The sequence below is a fragment of the Hyphomicrobium sp. genome (assembly GCF_041674905.1).
Lineage (GTDB): Bacteria > Pseudomonadota > Alphaproteobacteria > Rhizobiales > Hyphomicrobiaceae > Hyphomicrobium_B.
This window is the reverse complement of the sequence record NZ_JBAYUV010000051.1, coordinates 1-20321: the sequence shown is the minus strand read 5'-3', so window position 1 is coordinate 20321 and position 20321 is coordinate 1. Positions and strand designations below refer to the sequence as shown.

15 protein-coding genes are annotated in these 20321 nt (G+C 62.1%); 8 read left to right on the top strand and 7 right to left on the bottom strand.

What is annotated here, in order from left to right; translation table 11 throughout:
- Nucleotides 1–34: 34 nt before the first annotated feature.
- From rpoD to WC026_RS15960, 3 genes are all read right to left on the bottom strand, one after another.
- Nucleotides 35–2035, bottom strand: a complete 2001-nt coding sequence (gene rpoD, locus WC026_RS15970; RefSeq protein ID WP_372712000.1) for an RNA polymerase sigma factor RpoD — start codon at nt 2033–2035, stop codon at nt 35–37.
- A gap of 110 nt (nt 2036–2145) precedes the next feature.
- Nucleotides 2146–4131: a DNA primase gene (gene dnaG / locus WC026_RS15965; RefSeq protein WP_372711999.1), complete on the bottom strand. Its 1986-nt coding sequence runs from the start codon at nt 4129–4131 to the stop codon at nt 2146–2148.
- Between the two features lie 139 nt (nt 4132–4270).
- On the bottom strand, nt 4271–4708 hold the full coding sequence (locus WC026_RS15960) for a GatB/YqeY domain-containing protein (protein ID WP_372711998.1): 438 nt from the start codon (nt 4706–4708) through the stop codon (nt 4271–4273).
- A gap of 169 nt (nt 4709–4877) precedes the next feature.
- Here WC026_RS15960 and carA point away from each other — a divergent pair, with 169 nt between their 5' ends.
- The 6 genes from carA to greA all read left to right on the top strand — a co-directional run bounded on the left by carA (nt 4878) and on the right by greA (nt 12988).
- Complete coding sequence (gene carA, locus WC026_RS15955; RefSeq protein ID WP_372711997.1) at nt 4878–6077, top strand: glutamine-hydrolyzing carbamoyl-phosphate synthase small subunit; 1200 nt, start codon at nt 4878–4880, stop codon at nt 6075–6077.
- A 115-nt stretch (nt 6078–6192) separates the two neighbouring features.
- Nucleotides 6193–6816: a hypothetical protein gene (locus tag WC026_RS15950; protein ID WP_372711996.1), complete on the top strand. Its 624-nt coding sequence runs from the start codon at nt 6193–6195 to the stop codon at nt 6814–6816.
- Between the two features lie 36 nt (nt 6817–6852).
- Nucleotides 6853–7593: a hypothetical protein gene (locus tag WC026_RS15945; RefSeq protein ID WP_372711995.1), complete on the top strand. Its 741-nt coding sequence runs from the start codon at nt 6853–6855 to the stop codon at nt 7591–7593.
- A gap of 124 nt (nt 7594–7717) precedes the next feature.
- Nucleotides 7718–8920, top strand: a complete 1203-nt coding sequence (locus tag WC026_RS15940) for an MFS transporter (protein WP_372711994.1) — start codon at nt 7718–7720, stop codon at nt 8918–8920.
- 177 nt (nt 8921–9097) lie between these two features.
- Nucleotides 9098–12373 (top strand): carbamoyl-phosphate synthase large subunit, encoded by a 3276-nt coding sequence (gene carB / locus WC026_RS15935; RefSeq protein ID WP_372711993.1) that lies wholly within the window; start codon nt 9098–9100, stop codon nt 12371–12373.
- Between the two features lie 141 nt (nt 12374–12514).
- Entirely contained in the window at nt 12515–12988 is a 474-nt protein-coding gene (gene greA, locus WC026_RS15930) for a transcription elongation factor GreA (RefSeq protein WP_372712001.1), read from the top strand.
- 24 nt (nt 12989–13012) lie between these two features.
- Here greA and WC026_RS15925 read toward each other — a convergent pair whose 3' ends face one another.
- Nucleotides 13013–13582 carry a hypothetical protein gene (locus WC026_RS15925; protein ID WP_372711992.1) on the bottom strand — a complete coding sequence of 190 codons (570 nt, stop codon included), beginning with the start codon at nt 13580–13582 and terminating at the stop codon, nt 13013–13015.
- Nucleotides 13583–13605: 23 nt separating this feature from the next.
- Entirely contained in the window at nt 13606–14094 is a 489-nt protein-coding gene (locus WC026_RS15920) for an Lrp/AsnC family transcriptional regulator (RefSeq protein WP_372711991.1), read from the bottom strand.
- A gap of 133 nt (nt 14095–14227) precedes the next feature.
- Between WC026_RS15920 and WC026_RS15915 the strand changes: the two genes are divergently transcribed.
- Nucleotides 14228–15259, top strand: a complete 1032-nt coding sequence (locus WC026_RS15915; RefSeq protein ID WP_372711990.1) for a mitochondrial fission ELM1 family protein — start codon at nt 14228–14230, stop codon at nt 15257–15259.
- A gap of 123 nt (nt 15260–15382) precedes the next feature.
- Entirely contained in the window at nt 15383–17041 is a 1659-nt protein-coding gene (gene ettA / locus WC026_RS15910; RefSeq protein WP_372711989.1) for an energy-dependent translational throttle protein EttA, read from the top strand.
- Between the two features lie 23 nt (nt 17042–17064).
- On the opposite strand, the gene WC026_RS15905 is transcribed toward ettA, so the two are convergent.
- Both WC026_RS15905 and WC026_RS15900 read right to left on the bottom strand, forming a co-directional pair.
- Nucleotides 17065–18975 (bottom strand): hypothetical protein, encoded by a 1911-nt coding sequence (locus WC026_RS15905; protein ID WP_372711988.1) that lies wholly within the window; start codon nt 18973–18975, stop codon nt 17065–17067.
- 264 nt (nt 18976–19239) lie between these two features.
- Nucleotides 19240–19905 (bottom strand): PRC-barrel domain containing protein, encoded by a 666-nt coding sequence (locus tag WC026_RS15900; protein ID WP_372711987.1) that lies wholly within the window; start codon nt 19903–19905, stop codon nt 19240–19242.
- Between the last annotated feature and the right edge of the window lie 416 nt (nt 19906–20321).

The following is a 20321-nucleotide window of genomic DNA, read 5'->3' as shown; positions in this document are numbered from 1 at the left end:
CAGAAGGGCCGCTTTCGCGGCCCTTGTTGTTTGATCAGTTGTCGAGGAAGCTTCGCAGCTTTCGCGATCGCGACGGGTGCTTTAGCTTGCGCAGTGCCTTGGCTTCGATCTGGCGGATACGTTCGCGCGTCACCGAGAACTGCTGGCCGACTTCTTCCAGCGTATGGTCGGTGTTCATGCCGATACCGAAGCGCATGCGCAGCACGCGCTCTTCGCGCGGCGTCAGCGAGGCGAGCACGCGCGTCGTCGTATCGCGCAGGTTCGACTGAATCGCCGCCTCGATCGGTAGCACCGCGTTGCGGTCCTCGATGAAATCGCCGAGATGCGAATCTTCCTCGTCGCCGATCGGCGTCTCGAGCGAGATCGGCTCCTTCGCGATCTTCAGAACCTTGCGAACCTTTTCCAGCGGCATCGCCAGCTTTTCGGCGAGTTCTTCCGGCGTCGGCTCGCGGCCGATCTCGTGCAGCATCTGGCGCGACGTGCGGACGATCTTGTTGATCGTCTCGATCATGTGCACCGGGATGCGGATCGTGCGCGCCTGGTCGGCGATCGAGCGGGTGATCGCCTGCCGGATCCACCACGTCGCGTAGGTCGAGAACTTGTAGCCGCGGCGGTATTCGAACTTATCGACCGCCTTCATCAGGCCGATGTTGCCTTCCTGGATGAGATCGAGGAACTGCAGGCCGCGGTTCGTGTACTTCTTGGCGATCGAGATGACGAGGCGCAGGTTGGCTTCGACCATTTCCTTCTTGGCCTGACGGGCTTCGCGCTCGCCCTTCTGCACCGCTTTGACGATACGCCGGTATTCGGGAATTTCGAGGCCGGTTTCCGTCGCGAGCTGATGGATTTCGGTGCGAATATCCACGACCTGGGTCCGCTCGGTCTTGACGAACTGGCCCCACTTCTTGCCGTTGCCGGCGACGCGGTCGAGCCACGTCTGATCGAGCTCGTTGCCGTAGTATTCGTCGATGAAGTGCTGGCGCGGCACGCCGTAGCTGTCGGCCAGACGCATGAGGCGGCCTTCGAGGCCGATGAGGCGCTTGTTGATCGCGTAGAGCTGCTCGACGAGGCTCTCGATGCGGTTGTTGTTGAGCGACAGCGATTTGACGTCGACGATGATTTCGTCGCGGATTTTCTCGTACGCCTTCTGCTGCTGGCGCGAGCCCTGGTCGCCGACCAGCTGCTGCTCAAGCTTCTTGTCCTGCTGCTTGCGAAGTTTTTTGTACGTCGCGGCAATCTGGTCGAACGTCTCGAGGACTTTCGGCTTCAGTTCCGCTTCCATCGCCGCGAGCGACATCGCGTTCTCGAATTCCTCGTCATCGTCAACATCGCCTTCCGGCGCGCCCGAGGGACGCTGAGCAGGAGCAGCTTGCACAGGCTCGGCCGCATCGTCGGAGCCGGTCTCGGCACCCTCTTTGACTTCCGGCCCTTCGTAGGTCGCTTCGAGATCGATGATGTCGCGAAGCAGAATCTTGCCTTCGTTGAGTTCGTCGCGCCAGATGATGATGGCCTGGAACGTCAGCGGGCTTTCGCAAAGGCCCGCGATCATCGCTTCGCGGCCGGCCTCGATGCGCTTCGCGATGGCGATTTCGCCTTCGCGAGACAAGAGCTCGACGGACCCCATCTCGCGCAGGTACATGCGCACGGGATCGTCGGTGCGTTCGGCAGGCTCCGACTTCGCCTCGCTTTTGACGAGAGCGTTGTTCTGGGCGACGAGCGCGCGGCCTTCCTCTTCGTCGCCGCTGTCTTCGGCGCCTTCGGCCGCCTCTTCGCCCTCCTCGTTCTCGACGACGGTGATGCCCATGTCGGAGAGCGTCGCGTAAAGGTCCTCGATCTGGTCGGACGAAACCTCTTCCGACGGCAGCACCGAGTTCAGCTGATCGAGCGTCACGTAGCCCTTGGCCTTGGCAGACTTCAAAAGGCGTTTGACCGCTTGATCGGAAAGATCGAGCAGGGGGCTGTCGCGCTCGGGCGCGTCGGCTGCCGGTTGCTCTTTCTCTTCCGTTTTCTGAGCTGCCTGCTGGGCGCGTGCCATCCTGGTGTCCTTGTGTACAGGCCGTTCGCGAGGGACCGGCCTAAGCATCATTTTCAGGTCCCGGGCGGTTGCCGCACCGCTATGCCCAGGGCCGATAAACTTCAACGCACCTAACCGGCGCGCTTTACGATCGGAGTGTCGTCAGCGGGTTGATCGATCTCGGTGTCCATCTGGTCCATCGACGCCTCGCGGGCGATCTGGCGTTTGATGTCGAGAAGGTGGGTCTCAGCCTCTTCCGTGCAATCCTGATACCAAGCTTCTTCCGCTACCTTCAGCGCACGCCCCAAAGCGTCCTGCCGCTGATGCAAAGCAAGAATATGGTTCCAGGCGGCTTCGACATCAGTGGCGGAGGCATCTGGCTCGGCAAAACGGTCGCTGATGTGCGTAATCGTTCGCGCGACGAGGTCCACCACCTTTGCAACCCCCGATTTGCTCAATTGGGTGCCTAGAGTGGCCCTGTCAAGGGAATTCTGCCGCGCATGCACCGCTAAAATTTCGTCCCGGAGCGCAGTCAGCGGCTGCGACGCAAATTCGATAGCTACGATGGCCTCCGAATGCTCGTCGATCAACCAGGGATGGTTGAGCAACGTCTTCATGATCAGCGCCTCGCGCGGGAGCACGCTTTGCATATGGCCGGCGAGTTCTGGGCTGGCGTTAACCAGCTCAGATAGATTGTTTTTCTTCGTGAAGCGACGCTCGGGGCCGTTGAGCCGGGCGCGGTCGCGCGCCTTCCAGTCCGGCGCCGCCACGGGACGAGCATAAGACGCCTGCGCGAAGCCACCGCCCTGGCGGCCTGTGGGCACCCCCGCCACCGGACGCGGAAAACGATTGCGTCCCAGCTGATACAACCTGTCGCGGAGCTCCCGCTGATAGTGGGAACGCACGGTTGCATCCTGAATCATACCCGCCAAGGCAAAGATCCGGGCTTCAAGGGCCGCACGCTGCTCCGGCGTGTCGGAAGGGCCGGCGCGAAGTTCGCGCTCCCAGAGAACGTCGACGAGCGGTCGCGCCTTGGCCAGCGCATCCGACATGGCAGCCGCGCCCTGCTGCCGGATGAGGTCGTCCGGATCGAGGCCGTCTGGCAGGAACGCGAAGCCGAGGCTATGGCCGGGCTTCAGCCACGGCAGGGCGACCTCGACGGCCCGGTCGGCGGCCTTGCGGCCGGCGCTGTCGCCGTCGAAACAGAGCGTCGGTTCCTGCGCGAAGCGCCAGAGCAGTTTGATCTGATCTTCGGTAAGCGCGGTGCCGAGCGGCGCCACCGACTCAACAAATCCTGCTTCCGAAAGCGCCACGACGTCCATGTAGCCTTCGACGACGATGACGCGATCCTTGTCGTGCGCGGCTGAACGCGCCCGCGCCGCGTTGAAAAGCGTGTGGCCCTTATGAAAGAGGGGCGTCTCGGGCGAGTTCAGGTATTTCGCCGGAACGTCCTTTTCGAGCGCCCGCCCGCCGAACGCGATGACCCGTCCCTTGAGATCGAGGATCGGAAACATGACGCGGTTGCGGAAGCGGTCGTAGGGTTCGGGGATGTCGCTGCCTGCGATCAGCATTCCCGCCGACGCCATATCGGCCAGATAAAATCCTTTGGCCTTGAGATGCGCCGTCAACGCCGTGCGCGAGTTCGGCGCGAAGCCGAGCCGGAATGTCTGGATGGTGTCGCGAGCCAGCCCGCGCTTTTCGATGTAGCGCCGGGCGTCCGCGCCAAGGCCCGAGCGCAGGCTGTCCTCGAAAAAGGCCGCCGACGCTTCGAGCAGCCGGTAAAGCCTGTCGCGCTGGTCTTCCTCGGCGACATTGCGCTCCGGCTGCTTGGGCATCGGAATGCCGGCTTCCTGCGCCAGCCGCTCGACAGCCTCCGGAAATTCCAGGCCCTCGGTCTTCATCAGGAAGGTGAAGATGTCGCCGTGCTCGCCCGAGGCGAAGCAATGGTAGAAGCCTTTTTGATCGTTGACGAAGAACGACGGGCTTTTCTCGGTCTTGAACGGCGACAGGCCCTTGTATTCGCGTCCCGCCTTTTTCAGCGCCACCTTGCGCCCGACGACCTGACTGACCGGCAGACGCGCGCGGATCTCATCCAGAAAATTCGGATTAAATCGCATGAGCGCGCGGATGCCTCGGTAAATCCCAGATTCGTCGTATACGACTGGATTAAGTGATTCGCCGGATCGCGTTGTGCTTCCAAAGCAAAGTGGCGGCGCCGATACCCGCTTTCCACAGGCCCGTCAGTCGCCGGAACAACTAGCCAAGTGCGGCTTTGACGGCGGCGCTCGCCTTTTGGAAATCCATCTTTCCGGCGTACTTGGCTTTCAGCATGCCCATGACCTTTCCCATATCCTTCGCCGAGGCGGCGCCCGTTTCCGCGATTGCCGACTGAACGGCGGCTTTGACGTCGTCCTCGTCCATCTGCTTCGGCAAATACGCCTCGATGATGCCGATCTCGGCTTGCTCGATCTCGGCGAGGTCGGGCCGTCCGCCGTTGGTATACTGCTCGATGGAATCGCGCCGCTGCTTCACCATCTTGGTCATGACCGCGAGGATGCCCGCGTCATCGAGCGTCTTCTTGGCTTCGATCTCGGCGGACTGGATGCCGGCGTTGATGAGACGCAGCGTCGCGACGCGCGTTTTCTCTCCGGCTTTCATCGCCACCTTAAGGTCGTCGCTGATCTTGGCACGCATTGTCGCCTCCTGAATTGCAAGACGGTGGTTTAGGAGGGCATGTCCGCCAGGGCAAGAGCGGCGCCGCGTGCGGCATTTCTCGCGCAATTGACGACGCAAGGCCGTTCCCATAGGTTCCGGCGCAATTTAAGCCGTCACGCGGCTTGGCGCTCCAACACCCGGATGACCGATGACTGCACCTGAACCCTGGACAGATGTGCCCCTGACCGCACGCCTCGTTTTCGACGACGGGACCGTGATCGCCGGGCGTGGTCTCGGCGCCACGGGTTCGGCCGTCGGCGAGGTGTGCTTCAACACCGCCATCACCGGCTATCAGGAAATCCTGACCGACCCGAGCTATGCGGGCCAGATCATCACATTCACGTTTCCCCACATCGGCAACGTCGGGGCCAATTCCGAGGACACCGAAACGTCGAACCTTGCCTCCCGCTCCGGCGTGCGCGGCTGCGTTCTGCGCGCCGACATCACCGAGCCGTCGAACTATCGCTCCGCCGAACATCTCAATGCGTGGCTCAAGACGCGCGGCATCGTCGCGATCAGCGGCATCGATACACGGGCGCTGACCGCGCGCATTCGCGAAAAGGGCATGCCGAACGCCGTCATCGCGCACGACCCGTCGGGCCAGTTCGATATCGACAAGCTGAAGACGGAAGCGAAAGCTTGGTCCGGTCTTCTCGGGCTCGATCTCGTTCCTGACGTCACCAGCGGCCAGAGCTATTCCTGGGACGAGCAGCGCTGGGTCTGGAACCAGGGCTTCACACGCAATGAAAATCCTGAGTTCCACGTCGTCGCCATCGATTACGGCCTGAAGCGCAACATCCTGCGCTGCCTCGCCTCGGCGGGCTGCAAGGTGACGGTGGTCCCGGCAACCGAGAAGGCCGAGGACGTGCTGGCGCGCAATCCGGACGGCGTCTTTCTGTCGAACGGTCCCGGCGATCCAGCGGCGACCGGCGAATATGCGGTGCCCGAAATCAAGAAGCTGGTCGACAGCGGCAAGCCCGTTTTCGGCATCTGCCTCGGTCACCAGATGCTGGGCCTCGCCCTTGGCGGCAAGACCCGGAAAATGCATCAAGGTCATCACGGCGCCAACCATCCCGTGAAGGATTTCACGACCAACAAGGTCGAAATCGTTTCGATGAATCACGGCTTCGCCGTCGATCGCGACAGCCTGCCGAAGGGCGTTGTCGAAACGCACGTCTCGTTGTTCGACGGCTCGAATTGCGGATTGGCTCTAGAAGGCAAGCCGGTGTTCTCGGTGCAGCATCACCCCGAAGCGTCGCCCGGCCCGCAGGACAGCCATTATCTCTTCACGCGTTTCGTCAACATGATGCGTGAGCAGAAGGGCCAGACCGCGCGCCGCGAGCGCTGAGCGGGACCCGGACGGGTGAGCCGAGCGATCGCCGCCCGATAAACCTTGCTGAACTTTAAGCACCCGCCTCGGGCAAACTTGGCTATAAGCCAGGAAAAAATACCCGGAGGAATGGATGCGCGCTTCTTATTTGGCTCTCCTGTTGATTGCTGCGGCGACCCCTGCATTCGCCGACGATTGCAGCAAGGAGGTGCTCGCGGCGTTCGAAAAGCAGCGCACGTCCAAGGTTTTTCGCGTCGAGTTCAGCCAGCCGTCCGCGGAAGGCGACGTGCATATGATTATCGACTATATGCCGCCGGATAAGATGCTGCAGACGGTGACGTCGCCCGCGATGCCCGGCGAGCAGCAGACGATGCTGGTCGGCAATCGCGCCTATGCCGGATCGGGCGGGGCCTTCGAAGAGCTTCTGCCACAGTTCACGCAGTCGATCGTTGCCGAGTTCGCCCAGGCGGTCGGCGAGCCGAAGAACCTCGGCGCGTTCGAATGCGTCGGCAACTCGAAGGTCGACGGCCAGGACTTCGTCGCCTACCGGCTTTCCGAAAAAGCCGCCGCCGGCGCGGATACATCAAAGATCATGGCGCGAACGGTTTACGTTGACCCGGCGACAGGCAAGCCCGCCTACAACATCATCGCGGCGCTCAGCGGCACCGCGCCTCCGGCTCTGAAGGTCAAGTATTCCTATCCGACCGACGTCGAGATCGTTGCGCCGGCAAACGCGCCCGTGCAAAAGCTTCATTAGGTTTCGCCGTCCGGCTTTTCTCAAGGATTCCCGTCAATGCGTCGCTTCGCAATAGCCGTTGTCACCGCCGCCTCGCTCGTGGGTGTCGCGCAGGCGGAGCCGATCCCGCTTGGGGGCAATGCGCCCAACGCCGCTGAAGCGAAGCAGCCGCTGGGTCCGTGCAGCCAGGAAGTCGCCGCGTCGCTGCAGAAGCTTCGCAAGTCGTCCTGGTTCCGCATGACCAGCAACATGATCACCGAGAACGGCCCATCGACGATGGAGGTCGACTACATCCTCCCCGATCGCATGCACCAGAAGGTGACGAACACGGTGACGAAGGCGTCCTCGGAGATCATCCTCATCGGCCGCGAAGCGTGGTCGCGTCGGGGCGACGGAAGCTGGAACAGGATGCCCGCCAACGTCGCCGGTCAATTGCAGACGCAGGTGGAAGAGTCGGTTCTTGCCGAACAGAAAGATATCGGCAACTACGCCTGCAACGGCAAAATCACGGTCGATGGACATGACGTCATGTCCTACAAGCTCGAAAGCCAGCCGGCCAAAGGCGAGACGTTCAAAAACCCGACCTACCGCGTGTTCTACGTCGACGCGATCACCGGCTTGCCCTACAGCAACGCCCTGCTCGTTCCGGGCCGCGACGACAAGCCGATCTTCAAGACGACGTATGCCTTCCCGCTCGACCTCAAGATCGAGCCGCCGAAGGATGTCGCCGAGCCGGCTCCCGCAGCCGCGCCGCAATCCGCGCCTGCTCCAGGTGCGACACCCGAGACTGGCAAGTAAGCCGTTCGAGAACGATCTCCAAGATCGTCGCCGGGGCTGCACACGCTTCGATGGCTGCTATGCCCTGCGCAAGGATGACCTGCGCCGGCGATGACGCTAAAAGCGGCGGCCGGAGATAACCTTCATGACCGCGATTGACTCGTCCGTGGACGCCCGACCGGCGGCCGCCAAGGTAACGTTCTCGATTTTGCTGGCAGTGAGCTTCTGCCATCTGCTCAACGACGTGATGCAGTCGTTGCTGCCTGCGGTCTATCCGATGCTGAAGACCAATTATGGTCTCTCGTTCTGGCAGATCGGGCTTTTGACGACGGCGTTTCAAGGCACCGCCTCGCTGCTTCAGCCGCTCATCGGACATTACACCGACCGCCGCCCCGTCGAGTATTCGACCAGCGCCGGGATGATGTCGACGCTTCTTGGCCTCGTGCTCCTGTCGTTCGCGCACGGCTACGCCATGCTGCTTATCGGAGCCATGCTGGTTGGGCTCGGCTCAGCGGTTTTTCATCCCGAGTCGTCACGCATCGCGCGCTTGGCATCCGGCGGACGTCACGGCCTCGCGCAATCCCTGTTTCAGGTCGGCGGCAACTTCGGAACGGCGCTCGGGCCGCTTCTCGCGGCGTTCGTCGTGCTGCCTTATGGACAGTCGAGCATTGCCTGGTTCGCCGTCATCGCGCTGCTCGGCATCGCCATCCTCTGGCGCGTGAGCCAGTGGGGCAGCACCGTCCGCGCACGTCCGAAAGTGGGCGGCGAAGCGCCGGCCATGCCCTTTCCGCGCGATCGCACCATCCTTGCGATTGCGACGTTGGCCGTGCTCGTTTTCTCGAAATACATCTACATGGCGAGCCTGACGAGCTACTACACATTCTACACGATCCATAAGTTCGGCGTATCGGTGCAGCAGTCGCAGCTGATGCTGTTCGCGTTCCTCGGCGCTGTCGCGGCGGGTACTATACTCGGCGGCCCGATCGGCGATCGCATCGGCACCAAAACGGTGATCTGGATTTCAATTCTCGGCGTTCTGCCGTTCACGCTGGCGCTGCCTTACGCCAATCTCGAGTGGACCATCGCGCTGACCATCGTCATCGGCGTCGTGCTGGCGTCGGCGTTTTCGGCGATCGTCGTCTTCGCACAAGAGCTGGTGCCGGGGCGTGTCGGCATGATCTCGGGGTTGTTCTTTGGGTTCGCGTTCGGCATCGCCGGAATTGCGGCCGCCGTCCTCGGCATCGTCGCCGACGCCAAAGGCATCGACTACGTCTATCACATTTGCTCCTATTTGCCGCTTCTCGGCCTGCTCACCTTGTTTTTGCCGTCCCTCGAGCGCGCGAAATAGGAGCGGGCGCAGTTTCTGACACAGTGTGACAGTCGTGAAACTCCTATGCCGCAGTATTTTGAGGGTTCCCCCTCCGTCCGCCTTTGCCTATAAGCCCCCCTTAGCCTGAGATCAGAAACATCAATCGCCGAGCCGGCTGCGTCGCCCGCTTCCGCTTCGGCCAAACGCTTGCGCGGCATGCCCAAACGCTCCGATATCAAATCCATCCTCATCATTGGCGCTGGTCCGATCGTCATCGGCCAGGCGTGTGAATTCGACTATTCCGGCACGCAGGCCTGCAAGGCGCTGCGCGAGGAGGGATACCGGATCATTCTGGTCAACTCCAATCCGGCGACCATCATGACGGACCCGGATCTGGCGGATGCAACCTACATCGAGCCGATCACGTCCGAAGTCGTCGCGAAAATTATCGCCAAGGAAAAGCCCGACGCGATTCTGCCGACGATGGGCGGGCAGACGGCGCTCAACACCGCGCTGGCGCTGCACCAGCAGGGCGTTCTGCAGCGCTACGGCGTCGAACTGATCGGCGCCAACGCCGCAGCGATCGACAAGGCCGAGGACCGTCAGCTCTTCCGCGAGGCGATGAAGACGATCGGCCTCGAGACACCGAAATCCAAACTCGCTCACACGCGCGAGGAAGCCGCCGAAGCCCTCGAGCATGTCGGGCTGCCCGCGATCATCCGGCCGTCGTTCACGCTCGGCGGAACCGGCGGCGGCATCGCCTACAACCGTGAGGAATTCTTCGAGATCACCGAGCGCGGGCTCGATGCGTCTCCGACGAAGCAGATCCTGGTCGAGGAAAGCGTTCTCGGCTGGAAGGAATTCGAGATGGAGGTCGTCCGCGATAAGGCGGACAACTGCATCATCATCTGCTCGATCGAGAACGTCGACCCGATGGGCGTCCACACCGGCGACTCGATCACCGTCGCCCCGGCGCTGACGCTGACCGACAAAGAATACCAGATGATGCGCGATGCTTCGATCGCGGTGCTACGAGAGATCGGCGTCGAGACGGGCGGCTCGAACGTTCAGTTCGCTGTCAATCCCGCCGACGGACGCCTCGTCGTCATCGAGATGAATCCGCGCGTCTCGCGGTCTTCCGCATTGGCGTCGAAAGCCACCGGCTTCCCGATCGCCAAGGTCGCGGCGAAGCTAGCAGTCGGCTACACGCTCGACGAAATCCAGAACGACATCACGGGCGGCGCGACGCCGGCATCCTTCGAGCCGACGATCGACTACGTCGTGACCAAAATCCCGCGCTTCGCGTTCGAGAAATTTCCGGGCTCCGATACATCGTTGACGACGTCGATGAAATCGGTCGGCGAAGCGATGGCCATCGGGCGCACGTTCCGCGAAAGCATGCAGAAGGCCTTGCGGTCGATGGAAACGGGGCTCACGGGCTTCGACGATATCCATCTCGACGGCATCGGCCAGGGCGACGACAAAAACGTCGTGCGCGCCGCCGTCTCGCGTCCGACATTCGATCGCATCCTGAAGGTCGCGCAGGCGTTCCGCCTCGGCTTCTCGCAGGACGAAGTTCACCAGTACAGCAAGATCGATCCGTGGTTCCTGGCCGAGATCAAAGGCATCGTCGATACCGAAGCGCGCGTCGTCGCGCACGGCCTGCCGAAGACGGCGACGCAACTTCGCGCGCTCAAGGCGCAGGGCTTCTCTGACGCGCGTCTCGCTCATCTCGCGAAGACGACCGAAGCCGACGTTCGCCGGGCGCGCCACGATCTCGGCGTGATCCCCGTCTTCAAGCGCATCGACACCTGCGCGGCGGAATTCGCATCGCCGACCGCCTACATGTATTCGACCTATGAAACCGGCCTCAGCGGCGACCCCATCTGTGAAGCTGATCCGTCGGAAAAAGAAAAGATCATCATTCTCGGCGGTGGCCCGAACCGCATCGGACAGGGCATCGAGTTCGATTACTGCTGCTGCCACGCCTGCTTCGCGCTGACGGCGGCGGGCTATGAGACGATCATGGTCAACTGCAATCCCGAGACCGTCTCGACCGACTACGACACCTCGGACCGCCTGTTCTTCGAGCCGTTGACGGCCGAAGATGTGCTTGAAATCATCCGCGTCGAAAGCAGCAAGGGCAAGCTCAAGGGCGTGATCGTTCAATTCGGCGGCCAGACGCCGCTGAAGCTCGCGAGCGCGCTGGAGGAAGCCGGCGTCCCGATCCTCGGCACGTCGCCGGATGCGATCGATCTCGCCGAAGACCGCGATCGCTTCAAAGCGCTCATCGAAAAGCTCGATCTCAAGCAGCCCAAGAGCGGCATCGCCAAGACACCGGGCGAAGCGCGCGCCGTTGCCGAAACCATCGGCTATCCAGTCGTCATTCGTCCGTCGTATGTGCTCGGCGGCCGCGCGATGGAAATCGTGCACGACGGCGCCGAGGTCGATCGCTACGTCACGCGCCTCTCCGCAACGCTCGATCGCCCGTCCGAGCTTGTCGTGTCGGAGAAGCGTCCGCTTTTGATCGACAGCTATCTGACCGACGCAGTCGAGGTCGACGTCGATTGCCTATCCGACGGCAAGGACACGTTCGTCGCCGGCATCATGGAGCACATCGAGGAAGCCGGCATTCACTCGGGCGACAGCGCCTGTTCGCTGCCGCCGCACTCGCTTTCGGCCGACATCATCGCGGAACTGGAACGGCAGGCGCGCGAGCTTGCTTTGGCGCTGCGCGTGGTCGGCCTGATGAACATCCAGTTCGCGATCAAGGACGGCGAGGTCTTCATTCTCGAAGTCAATCCGCGCGCCTCGCGCACCGTGCCGTTCGTCGCCAAGGTCGTCGGATTGCCGATCGCCTCCATTGCTTCTCAGATCATAGCGGGCAAGCCGCTCGCAAGCTTCAAGCTGAAGAAGCCGGTCTACAACCACATCGCCGTCAAGGAAGCCGTGTTTCCGTTCGCGCGCTTCCTCGGCGTCGATCCGATCCTTGGCCCCGAGATGCGCTCCACCGGCGAGGTCATGGGCATCGACCACGATTTCGCGATGGCCTTCGGCAAGAGCCAGCTCGGCGCCGGCCAGACGCTGCCCTCGGGCGGCACGGTCTTCGTGTCGGTCAAGGAAAGCGACAAGGCGCGGATCGTCAGCCCCGTCAAGGAACTGGAAGCGATGGGCTTTAAGGTCGTGGCCACCCGTGGCACGAAGCGGTTCCTGGAGGCCCACGGCATCCAGTGCGAAAGCATCAACAAGGTGCTGGAAGGCCGCCCCCATATCGTCGACGCGATCAAAAACGGCGACATTCATTTGGTTTTTAATACAACCGAAGGTTCCAAGGCGCTGAGCGACAGCAAGGACATCCGGCGCACGGCCTTGCTTCACCACATCCCCTATTATACAACTCTGTCAGGGGCAGTGGCGGTCACGCGGGCCATCAGGGCGTTGAATTCCGATACGCTTCAAGTGGCGCCGCTGCAGGCTTTTGCGCATCATTGAGCCGTTCGCAATGCAGGTGATCTGAACGCTTTTGAATAGCGCGTGCCAGCACAGCCACTTCCCTATTCACTAAAGCGCGAGTTAACTGGGTCGGAGCCGGGCGCTCCGCGAATAGAGACCGTTCGAGACGTGGAGAAGATGATGGAACGGGTGCCGATGACGATCGAGGGCTACAAGAACCTCGAAGTGGAGCTGCAGCGGCTGAAGGCTGTCGAGCGCCCGCGCATCATCGCGGCGATCTCGGAAGCGCGCGCTCACGGCGATCTTTCGGAAAACGCCGAATATCATGCCGCCAAGGAACAGCAGGGCATGAATGAAGCCCGTGTCTCCGAGATCGAGGACAAGATCAACCGCGCCGAAGTCATCGACACGTCGAAGCTGTCCGGCGATAAGGTCAAGTTCGGCGCGACGGTCACGCTTCAGGACGAAGATTCCGAAGACAAGGTGACTTACACCATCGTCGGCGATACCGAAGCCGATTTGAAGAACGGCAAGATCTCGATCTCGTCTCCGATCGCACGTGCACTGATCGGCAAGTCGAAGGGCGAGAGCGTCGACGTCACGACGCCGAAGGGCACGCGCACGCTCGAGGTTCTGAAAGTCGCCTGGAGGTAAGGTTCGGCGCGCGGACAACCGGACTTAATCGCTGCTCCCTTCGAAAAAGGCGCGTGCGGCGTCGCATTCGCCTTTCGATGTCACGAGGTCGAAAACCCTGTCGTCGCCCTCTGTGCCGCTGAGTTCGACCGTATCCGACGTTCCTTCGATCGTGAGGCCTGTTTCCCCGGTTTTGAGGCGCAGCGCGCCGTCGGCGACCGGTGTCAGCCGGAAGATGCCGCCGTCCCCTTCGAGGAAGCAGTCGAAGCCGTGATCGTTCGCCTTGCAGCTTGCGGCCTGTCCATACCATTCGTCCTTGGCGGCGAGCATCAGCGCGAAGCCGAGCTGGAAGCGATCGGAGGAATTCGGCGAACCGTCTGAATTCGTTTTGGCGAGGTCGACCTCGATGCTGCGCACGCGCTGCGCCGGATGTGCTTTCAAATGTCCATCTGCATACGTCCGTGCGAAGCAGGGCCGGCCGGCGAGGACGTTGGAGAAATACCGGTCATAGAGATCGTTCGATGTCGCCGATGCGTTGCCGGCAACATCGAGCGAAAACAAACCGAGCAGGAGCGCGAAGCGCATGAGTGTCGGGGTGATCGAAAAGCCCTGCATGCATCCTCGGTTTTGTTCGTGCTTCAGGTCTCGTCCGGTGCGGACGCCGCGATTGGAACACCAGGCTCGCGCTTGGCCCTCCGGATGGTCAGAAACGTCTTGACGCTCGCCACGTTCGGCGCCGACGTCAGCGCGTCGAGAATGAAGCTCTGGAATTCCGGCAGATCGCGCGCGATGCATTTCAGCATAAAATCGCTTTCGCCGGAAAGCATGTAGGCCTCACGGACGAGGGGCCACGCCAGAACGCGGTTTTCGAAGGCGCGGAGATCCGATTCCGCCTGATTATGCAGTCTGACCATCGCGAACGCGGTCAGCGCATATCCGAGCGCGACCTCATCGATCAGCGCGGTATATCCCGAGATCAGTCCGGCTTCCTCGAGCACCCGCACACGTTTGAGGCAGGGGGGCGCGGAAAGGCCGATCCGGTTGGCGAGCGCGATGTTCGTCATCCGCCCGTCGGCCTGCAATTCCTTCAGAATTCGCCAGTCCGTCGCGTCGAGCTCGATGGCCATTAAAATCCATTCCTGCCAGCGGAAATATAATAACAGGAACGCAAGGTAGTCGCATCACGTTTCATTTGTTTCGTTAGCGCGCGGCCCTGTGGGGGCTCGACTCCGTCTTCCGGAGAGATGAAAAGATCGACGCATGACCGCTTCGCCGCCCGATGCTCAGCCCCTCGCAGGCCAGACAGCCTGGATATTTTCCGACGGCAAGGCCGGGCACGAAGCCCAATGCTTTGGCGTCGTCGAAGCGCTGGGCCTGAAGGCCGAGGTCAAACGGGTGGCGCCGGCTGGCGTCTTCAAATGGATGGCGCCCTGGGGGCCCGTCGCGCCGCGCGAACACTTCGGCCAGCGGGGCTCGGCCTTTGCTCCGCCGTGGCCGGTCCTGGCTTTTGCCACGGGCCGAACGACGATCCCGTATCTCCGCGCGCTGCGCCGCCAGGCCGGATTTGCAACGTACACGGTCATTCTGATGGACCCGCGGACGGGTGCGAGCAGCGCTGACCTCATCTGGGTTCCGGAGCACGACCGTCTGCGCGGCGCCAATGTCGTCACGACGCTGACGTCCCCGCACCGCTATTCGCCGCAACGGATCGAAGCTCTGCGCGCGCATATTCCGGCTGAGATCAAGCGTCTGCCGCAGCCGCGCGTTGCCTGTCTGATCGGCGGACCGAACGGAGATTACACGTACAACGACGACGACCAGTCCAGGCTCGTTGCATGTTTGAAGGATTTCGCCCACCGGGGTTTTGGCCTGATGATCACGACATCGCGGCGCACGCCGGAAAACCTTGCGACAGCCATCAAGGACGCCGTGCGCGATACGAATGCACTGTTCTGGGATGGCCACGGTCAAAATCCCTATCCGGATTATCTCGCCCATGCCGATCTGTTTCTCATCACCGCCGACAGCGTCAGCATGACGTGCGAGGCTGCAGCGACCGGGCGACCGATTTATATTTTTGCGCCATCCGGCGGCGGCGCGAAGTTCGATCGCTTTCACAAGGCGCTCGCCGGGCATGGCGTGACCAAGCCAGCTCCGAGCCCCGGAAGCAAAATTGAAACCTGGTCCTACGAGCCGCTCCACTCCGCCGGCGTCATCGCGTCCGAGATTGTGCGCCGCTGGAGCAAACGCGTAAAAATGCTCCCCGGTCTGGTCGCGCCGTCCCCCCAATGAGGCTCGCGGTCATGCGTCGGTCTGGGCGGGTTGAAACTCGAGCCCAATGATATATTTGAGCAATGCACGGCGATCGGCTAGAACGCGCGCCAATCCCTGAACCTTTACATGAAGGCGCCCCCGATGGCCGCACATCAGTATGTCTACCACATGCACAAGCTCTCCAAGGCGTATCCGGGGGGCAAGCAGGTGTTGAAAGACATTTCGCTGTCATTCCTGCCGGGTGCGAAGATCGGCGTCGTCGGCCTCAACGGCGCGGGCAAATCGACGCTTCTGAAAATCATGGCGGGTGTTGTCGACGACTTTATCGGCGAGGCGCGCCCGGCCGATGGCATCAAGGTCGGCTACCTCCCGCAGGAACCCGAACTCGACGAGACAAAGGACGTGCTCGGCAATGCGATGGAAGGCGTTGCCGAGAAGAAGGCCATCCTCGATCGCTACAACGAAATCGCCGCCAACTATTCCGACGAGACGGCGGATGAGATGACGGCGCTTCAGGATCAGATCGACGCGCAGAACCTTTGGGATCTCGACACGCAGGTCGAGCAGGCGCTCGATGCGCTGCGCTCGCCGCCCGGAGATGCGGATGTCACGAAACTTTCGGGCGGCGAAAAGCGCCGCGTCGCGCTGACGAAGCTGCTGCTCTCGAAGCCCGACATCCTGCTGCTCGACGAACCGACCAACCACCTCGACGCCGAGAGCGTTGCGTGGCTCGAGCGCTACCTCCGCGAATACACAGGTTGCGTCATTCTCGTGACCCACGACCGCTACTTCCTCGACAACATCACCGACTGGACGCTCGAACTCGATCGCGGCCAGGGCGTGCCGTGGAAGGGCAACTATTCGGGCTGGCTCGAACAGCGCGCCAAGCGTGAAGCAACCGAGAAGGCGCAGGAGGAGGGCAAGCAGAAGGCCCTCTCGCGCGAACTCGAATGGATCAGGTCGTCGCCCAAGGCACGGCAGGCGAAGTCCAAGGCGCGCATCACGGCCTATGAGAAACTCGCCGACGATGCAGGACGCGAAGAGAACGGCCGCGCCAGCATCCAGATCGCGACGGGCCCGCGCCTTGGCGGCATCGTCATCGAGACGGAAGGCCTGACGAAAGCGTTTGGTGACCAGCTATTGATCGACAATCTGTCGTTCAAGCTGCCGCCGGGCGGCATCGTCGGAGTCATCGGTCCGAACGGCGCCGGCAAGACGACGCTGTTCAAGATGCTCACTGGAGCCGAAGCGCCCGACGCAGGCACGATCCGCCTCGGCGAAACCGTTAAAATCGCTTACGTCGACCAGTCGCGTTCGCACCTTGATGATAAGAAAACCGTTTGGGAGGAAATCTCCGGCGGCCTCGATCAGATGCTGCTTGGCGGCAAGAAAGAAGTTCCGAGCCGCGCCTATTGCGGCTGGTTCAACTTCAAGGGCGCAGACCAGCAGAAGAAGGTCGGTTTGCTATCGGGCGGTGAACGCAACCGCGTGCATCTCGCCAAGCTCCTGAAAGAAGGCGGCAACCTGTTGCTGCTCGACGAACCGACCAACGATCTCGACACCGAAACGCTCGGCGCGCTCGAAGCGGCGCTCGAGGATTTCCCCGGCTGCGCCGTCGTCATCTCGCATGATCGCTTTTTCCTCGACCGCCTGGCGACGCACATCCTGGCCTTCGAGGGCGACAGCCACGTCGAATGGTTCGAGGGCAACTTCGCCGACTACGAGGAAGACAAGAAGCGCCGCTTGGGCGACGAAGCCGTCGAGCCGCATCGCATCAAGTTCAAGCGCTTCGATCGATAATCCAAACGCTAAACAGCTGCCGGTCAGTACATCTGCACCGGCAGCACGCCGCCCGGCCCGACCATCAGTCCCCAGATCTCGTCGGCGCCGACCTCTACGGCATCGTTCGCCATCGGCGCTTTTGATCCCTTCAGGCTGTAGGCGAGCTTGCCCGGCGCCACTTCCAGCGTCGGTCCGTCGGGACCCTTGCTGCCAGCGCCGCCCGGGATCTTGATCGTCTTTCCCGCGATGACGATCGTCGCGGGTGTTTCGAGGATGTTGCCGAAAAGAAGTTTCGTCTGACCGGATTTCGGCATCATTCCGGATGTCTTCGCGGCCTCCGTCTGACGGATCACGAGTTGAACCGTCGTCTCGCCGCCTGAACGGCCGAGCGTCAGGATGGCGGGGCCTTCGGGCGTCGCGTAGTTCAGCACCGCCTGATCTGGTTTGATGACGCTCTTGGCCGTGTCCTCGGTCCATGCCCGCTTGCCGAGTTCCGCGCGATAGAAATCGAGAACGGCGGTGAGCTTCGCAGGCACGCTGGCGTTGGCGCCGTAACGGAAAAGGGATTTCTCGCTGCCGCTCAGCGAGTGCGGCTTGGGCACCGGCAGCCCGCCCGCTTCGTCGGCTTCGAGTGCTTGCGCCGTTTCGCTGCCCGTTCCGCTGCCCGTTTCGCGGCCTGACGTTTCGGATGTGTTGGATGCGGCATCGCCTGTCGAGGCGTCGGGTGTTGCCGCCGCTGCTTTCTCCAGAGCCGAGCCGGCCGCCGTCACGTTGACGGACGCCCCCATCTTCATGACGGTGAGGGAAACCTCCTGCTCGCCTTTATGAAATTCGAGCGCGACCATGTTGGCTTGATTGATGACGGTCTTGCGCTCGCTCCAGCCCAGCGGCTTCATCTGCGCGCGGTAGAAGGCGACAACCTCGGCAACGCTCGATGAACTGTTGAAATCCAGACGGCCGGAACTCCCATCGAACTCGACGCCGTCCGCGGTGGCGGGCACCGGGATTGGCGCGGGGCTGCCGTCGAGCGGCGACAATACAGACTGCGCTTGCGCCGACGGATCGCCCTTCGCATCCGTCTTCGGTTTCGCTGCGGTCACGCCGGAAAGAGCGTCCGCCGTCGCCTTCTTCGCTTGCTCCATGATGTCGATCGCCAGCGCATCCATGGCGTCGCCGAGCTTGTCGTGCGCCGTCGGCGCAGGCTCGGCGGGAGCTGGCGTTTCCGCCTTCGGCTCGGGCGCTTTGGCGGCGACGGTCAGCTCGGGAGGAATGCTTTCGAGGTTGACCGCGGTCTTGCCGTCGTCGCCCTTCTGCAGCGTCAGGATGAGCGGCTTCTGGCCCTCCTGAACGTAATAGGCATAGAGACCTTTTTCCGTCTTCTGGTCGGCGTAAGCCGTCTTCGACGACTGCTCCTTCGACCACGGAGACCAGCCGCGCGTAATCAATTCCGTTCGGAAAAAATCGGACGTCGCTTCGACCGTGTCCGGCGTCGTGCATTTGAGATGCGGGCGATCGGCATCGAATTTGATGTCGGTCGCATTTTTCGGGAACGGCAAATCGTGCGCCAGCGGCACACCCGAGTAGGTGACGCTCGTCGCGTTGTTCTGTGCGGGTGCGGCATTGATGAAAACCGAAAGACCTTGCGCGCCTTTCTTGAGGGAGGCGAGCACCATGTCGGCATTTGTCGGCTCGCTCGCGGAAACGCGGCCGTACTGTTGCCAGCCTTCGGTGCTCAGAGTTTCGAGCGTTTCGGCGGCCGTGTCGGCAACGGAGAACGGCGTCGTGAAGATCGTCGACAGCGGACTGGCGTAGATTTCCTTGGACCCTGAAACACGCGGGAGCTTGCTGGTGTCGAGTGCCTCGTCCGCCCTTGCCGTCGAAGGCTGCAGCAGCATCGCCATCCCGAGAAACGCACATGCGAGGGCGGCATAACGGCTCATTCTCGACGTCATGGACTCTGTCTCCTGGCGCTGCGCGCGTTCCGTCGCGGCGAGGAACTTGGGTAAAGGATTTCGCGGCCGTTCGCCAATAGAGTGCTTCCGGAAAAGCGGGCACCGGTTTTCCAATAAGAAGCACGACAAAACAGAGACCTGGAGCCGATCCGCGATTCAACGAAAAACGGAAAGTCTCTAGAGGATCGGCAATTTGGATAAACGAGCATGAAAAAAGCCGCGCTTTCGGGAAAGCGCGGCTTGGTGATTGGCAGTGTGCGGAACTTAGCCGTTGCTTTTGTCGACGATCGGCAACTGCTTGGCTTCTTCCGACGTGAGGGACAGCTTCACGCTATCGGAAACCTCGGTGATCTTGTCGCCCGCAATGGCATAGACCTGGGCGTTGATGCCCGCCTGTGTTCCGGCCGTGACCAAGATCTCCTGCACCTTGCCGGACGTATCCGACTTGACGCCGTTGATCTCGCCGATCTTCGCGCCATCCGAGCCGAGAACGGCTTGGCCGATTTTCAGCTGGCTGGCCTCGATGGTCGAACTCGCAGCGCCTGAAGCTTCCGGCTCGGCAGCGGGCGCCGGAGCAGCGTCGGAAGCGCCGCCTTCGGGTGCAGCTGCTGCGTCGGGCGCGGGGCTTTCGCCACCTTCGGCTGGGGCCGCCGGGGCCTCGGCGTCTGGCGCGGGAGCTGCGGTATCCCCGCCTTCCGGCGCCGGAGCACTCTGACCTTCTTCAGCGGTGCCGGACTCTGGCGCCGGTGCTTGCGCGGTTTCCTCGTTCGCGGACAGATGTTGTTCGACCTGGCCAGCGTCGGCCGGTTCGGCCTGCTGAGCGACCACGATCCTGTCGTTCGTCGCGGAATATCCCGGTGAAGACCCGAGCACAAACATGGCGGCAGCAACAGCAGCGCTCGCCAGAGAATACGTTTTCGCCGAGAACAAGACGGCCTCCCTACCTGATCCGCGGTCCTGCTTCAGTGGTGCAAGCCCCGCTTCAACCAGCCCGGCATCTTATGTGCCGGACATCACACGCCGATACGATCGCTAGCGCTCATAGGCGCCAGGCGTTGTCAATGAAATAACCGCGAATTTGGAACGATGGCGCGGACATGCGTGCCGCCATCGACACGCTGCGCGCACACGATCCACATAAGGGCAGATGCGAGCGAGATTAAGAGGCACACCAACGGCCTTGAAAAATATCCTCGATGCGTGCGCAAAAGGCACAAGCCGGCCGAACCCACGTGGGTTCGGCGGCCGTGCGGTCAAGGCTAGCGGCTCAAAGCCAATACGAGCGCGCGAGGGTTGTTGCCGTTCTCGGTGATGTAGTTCTGGAAAAGATCGTCGAGGAACGATGT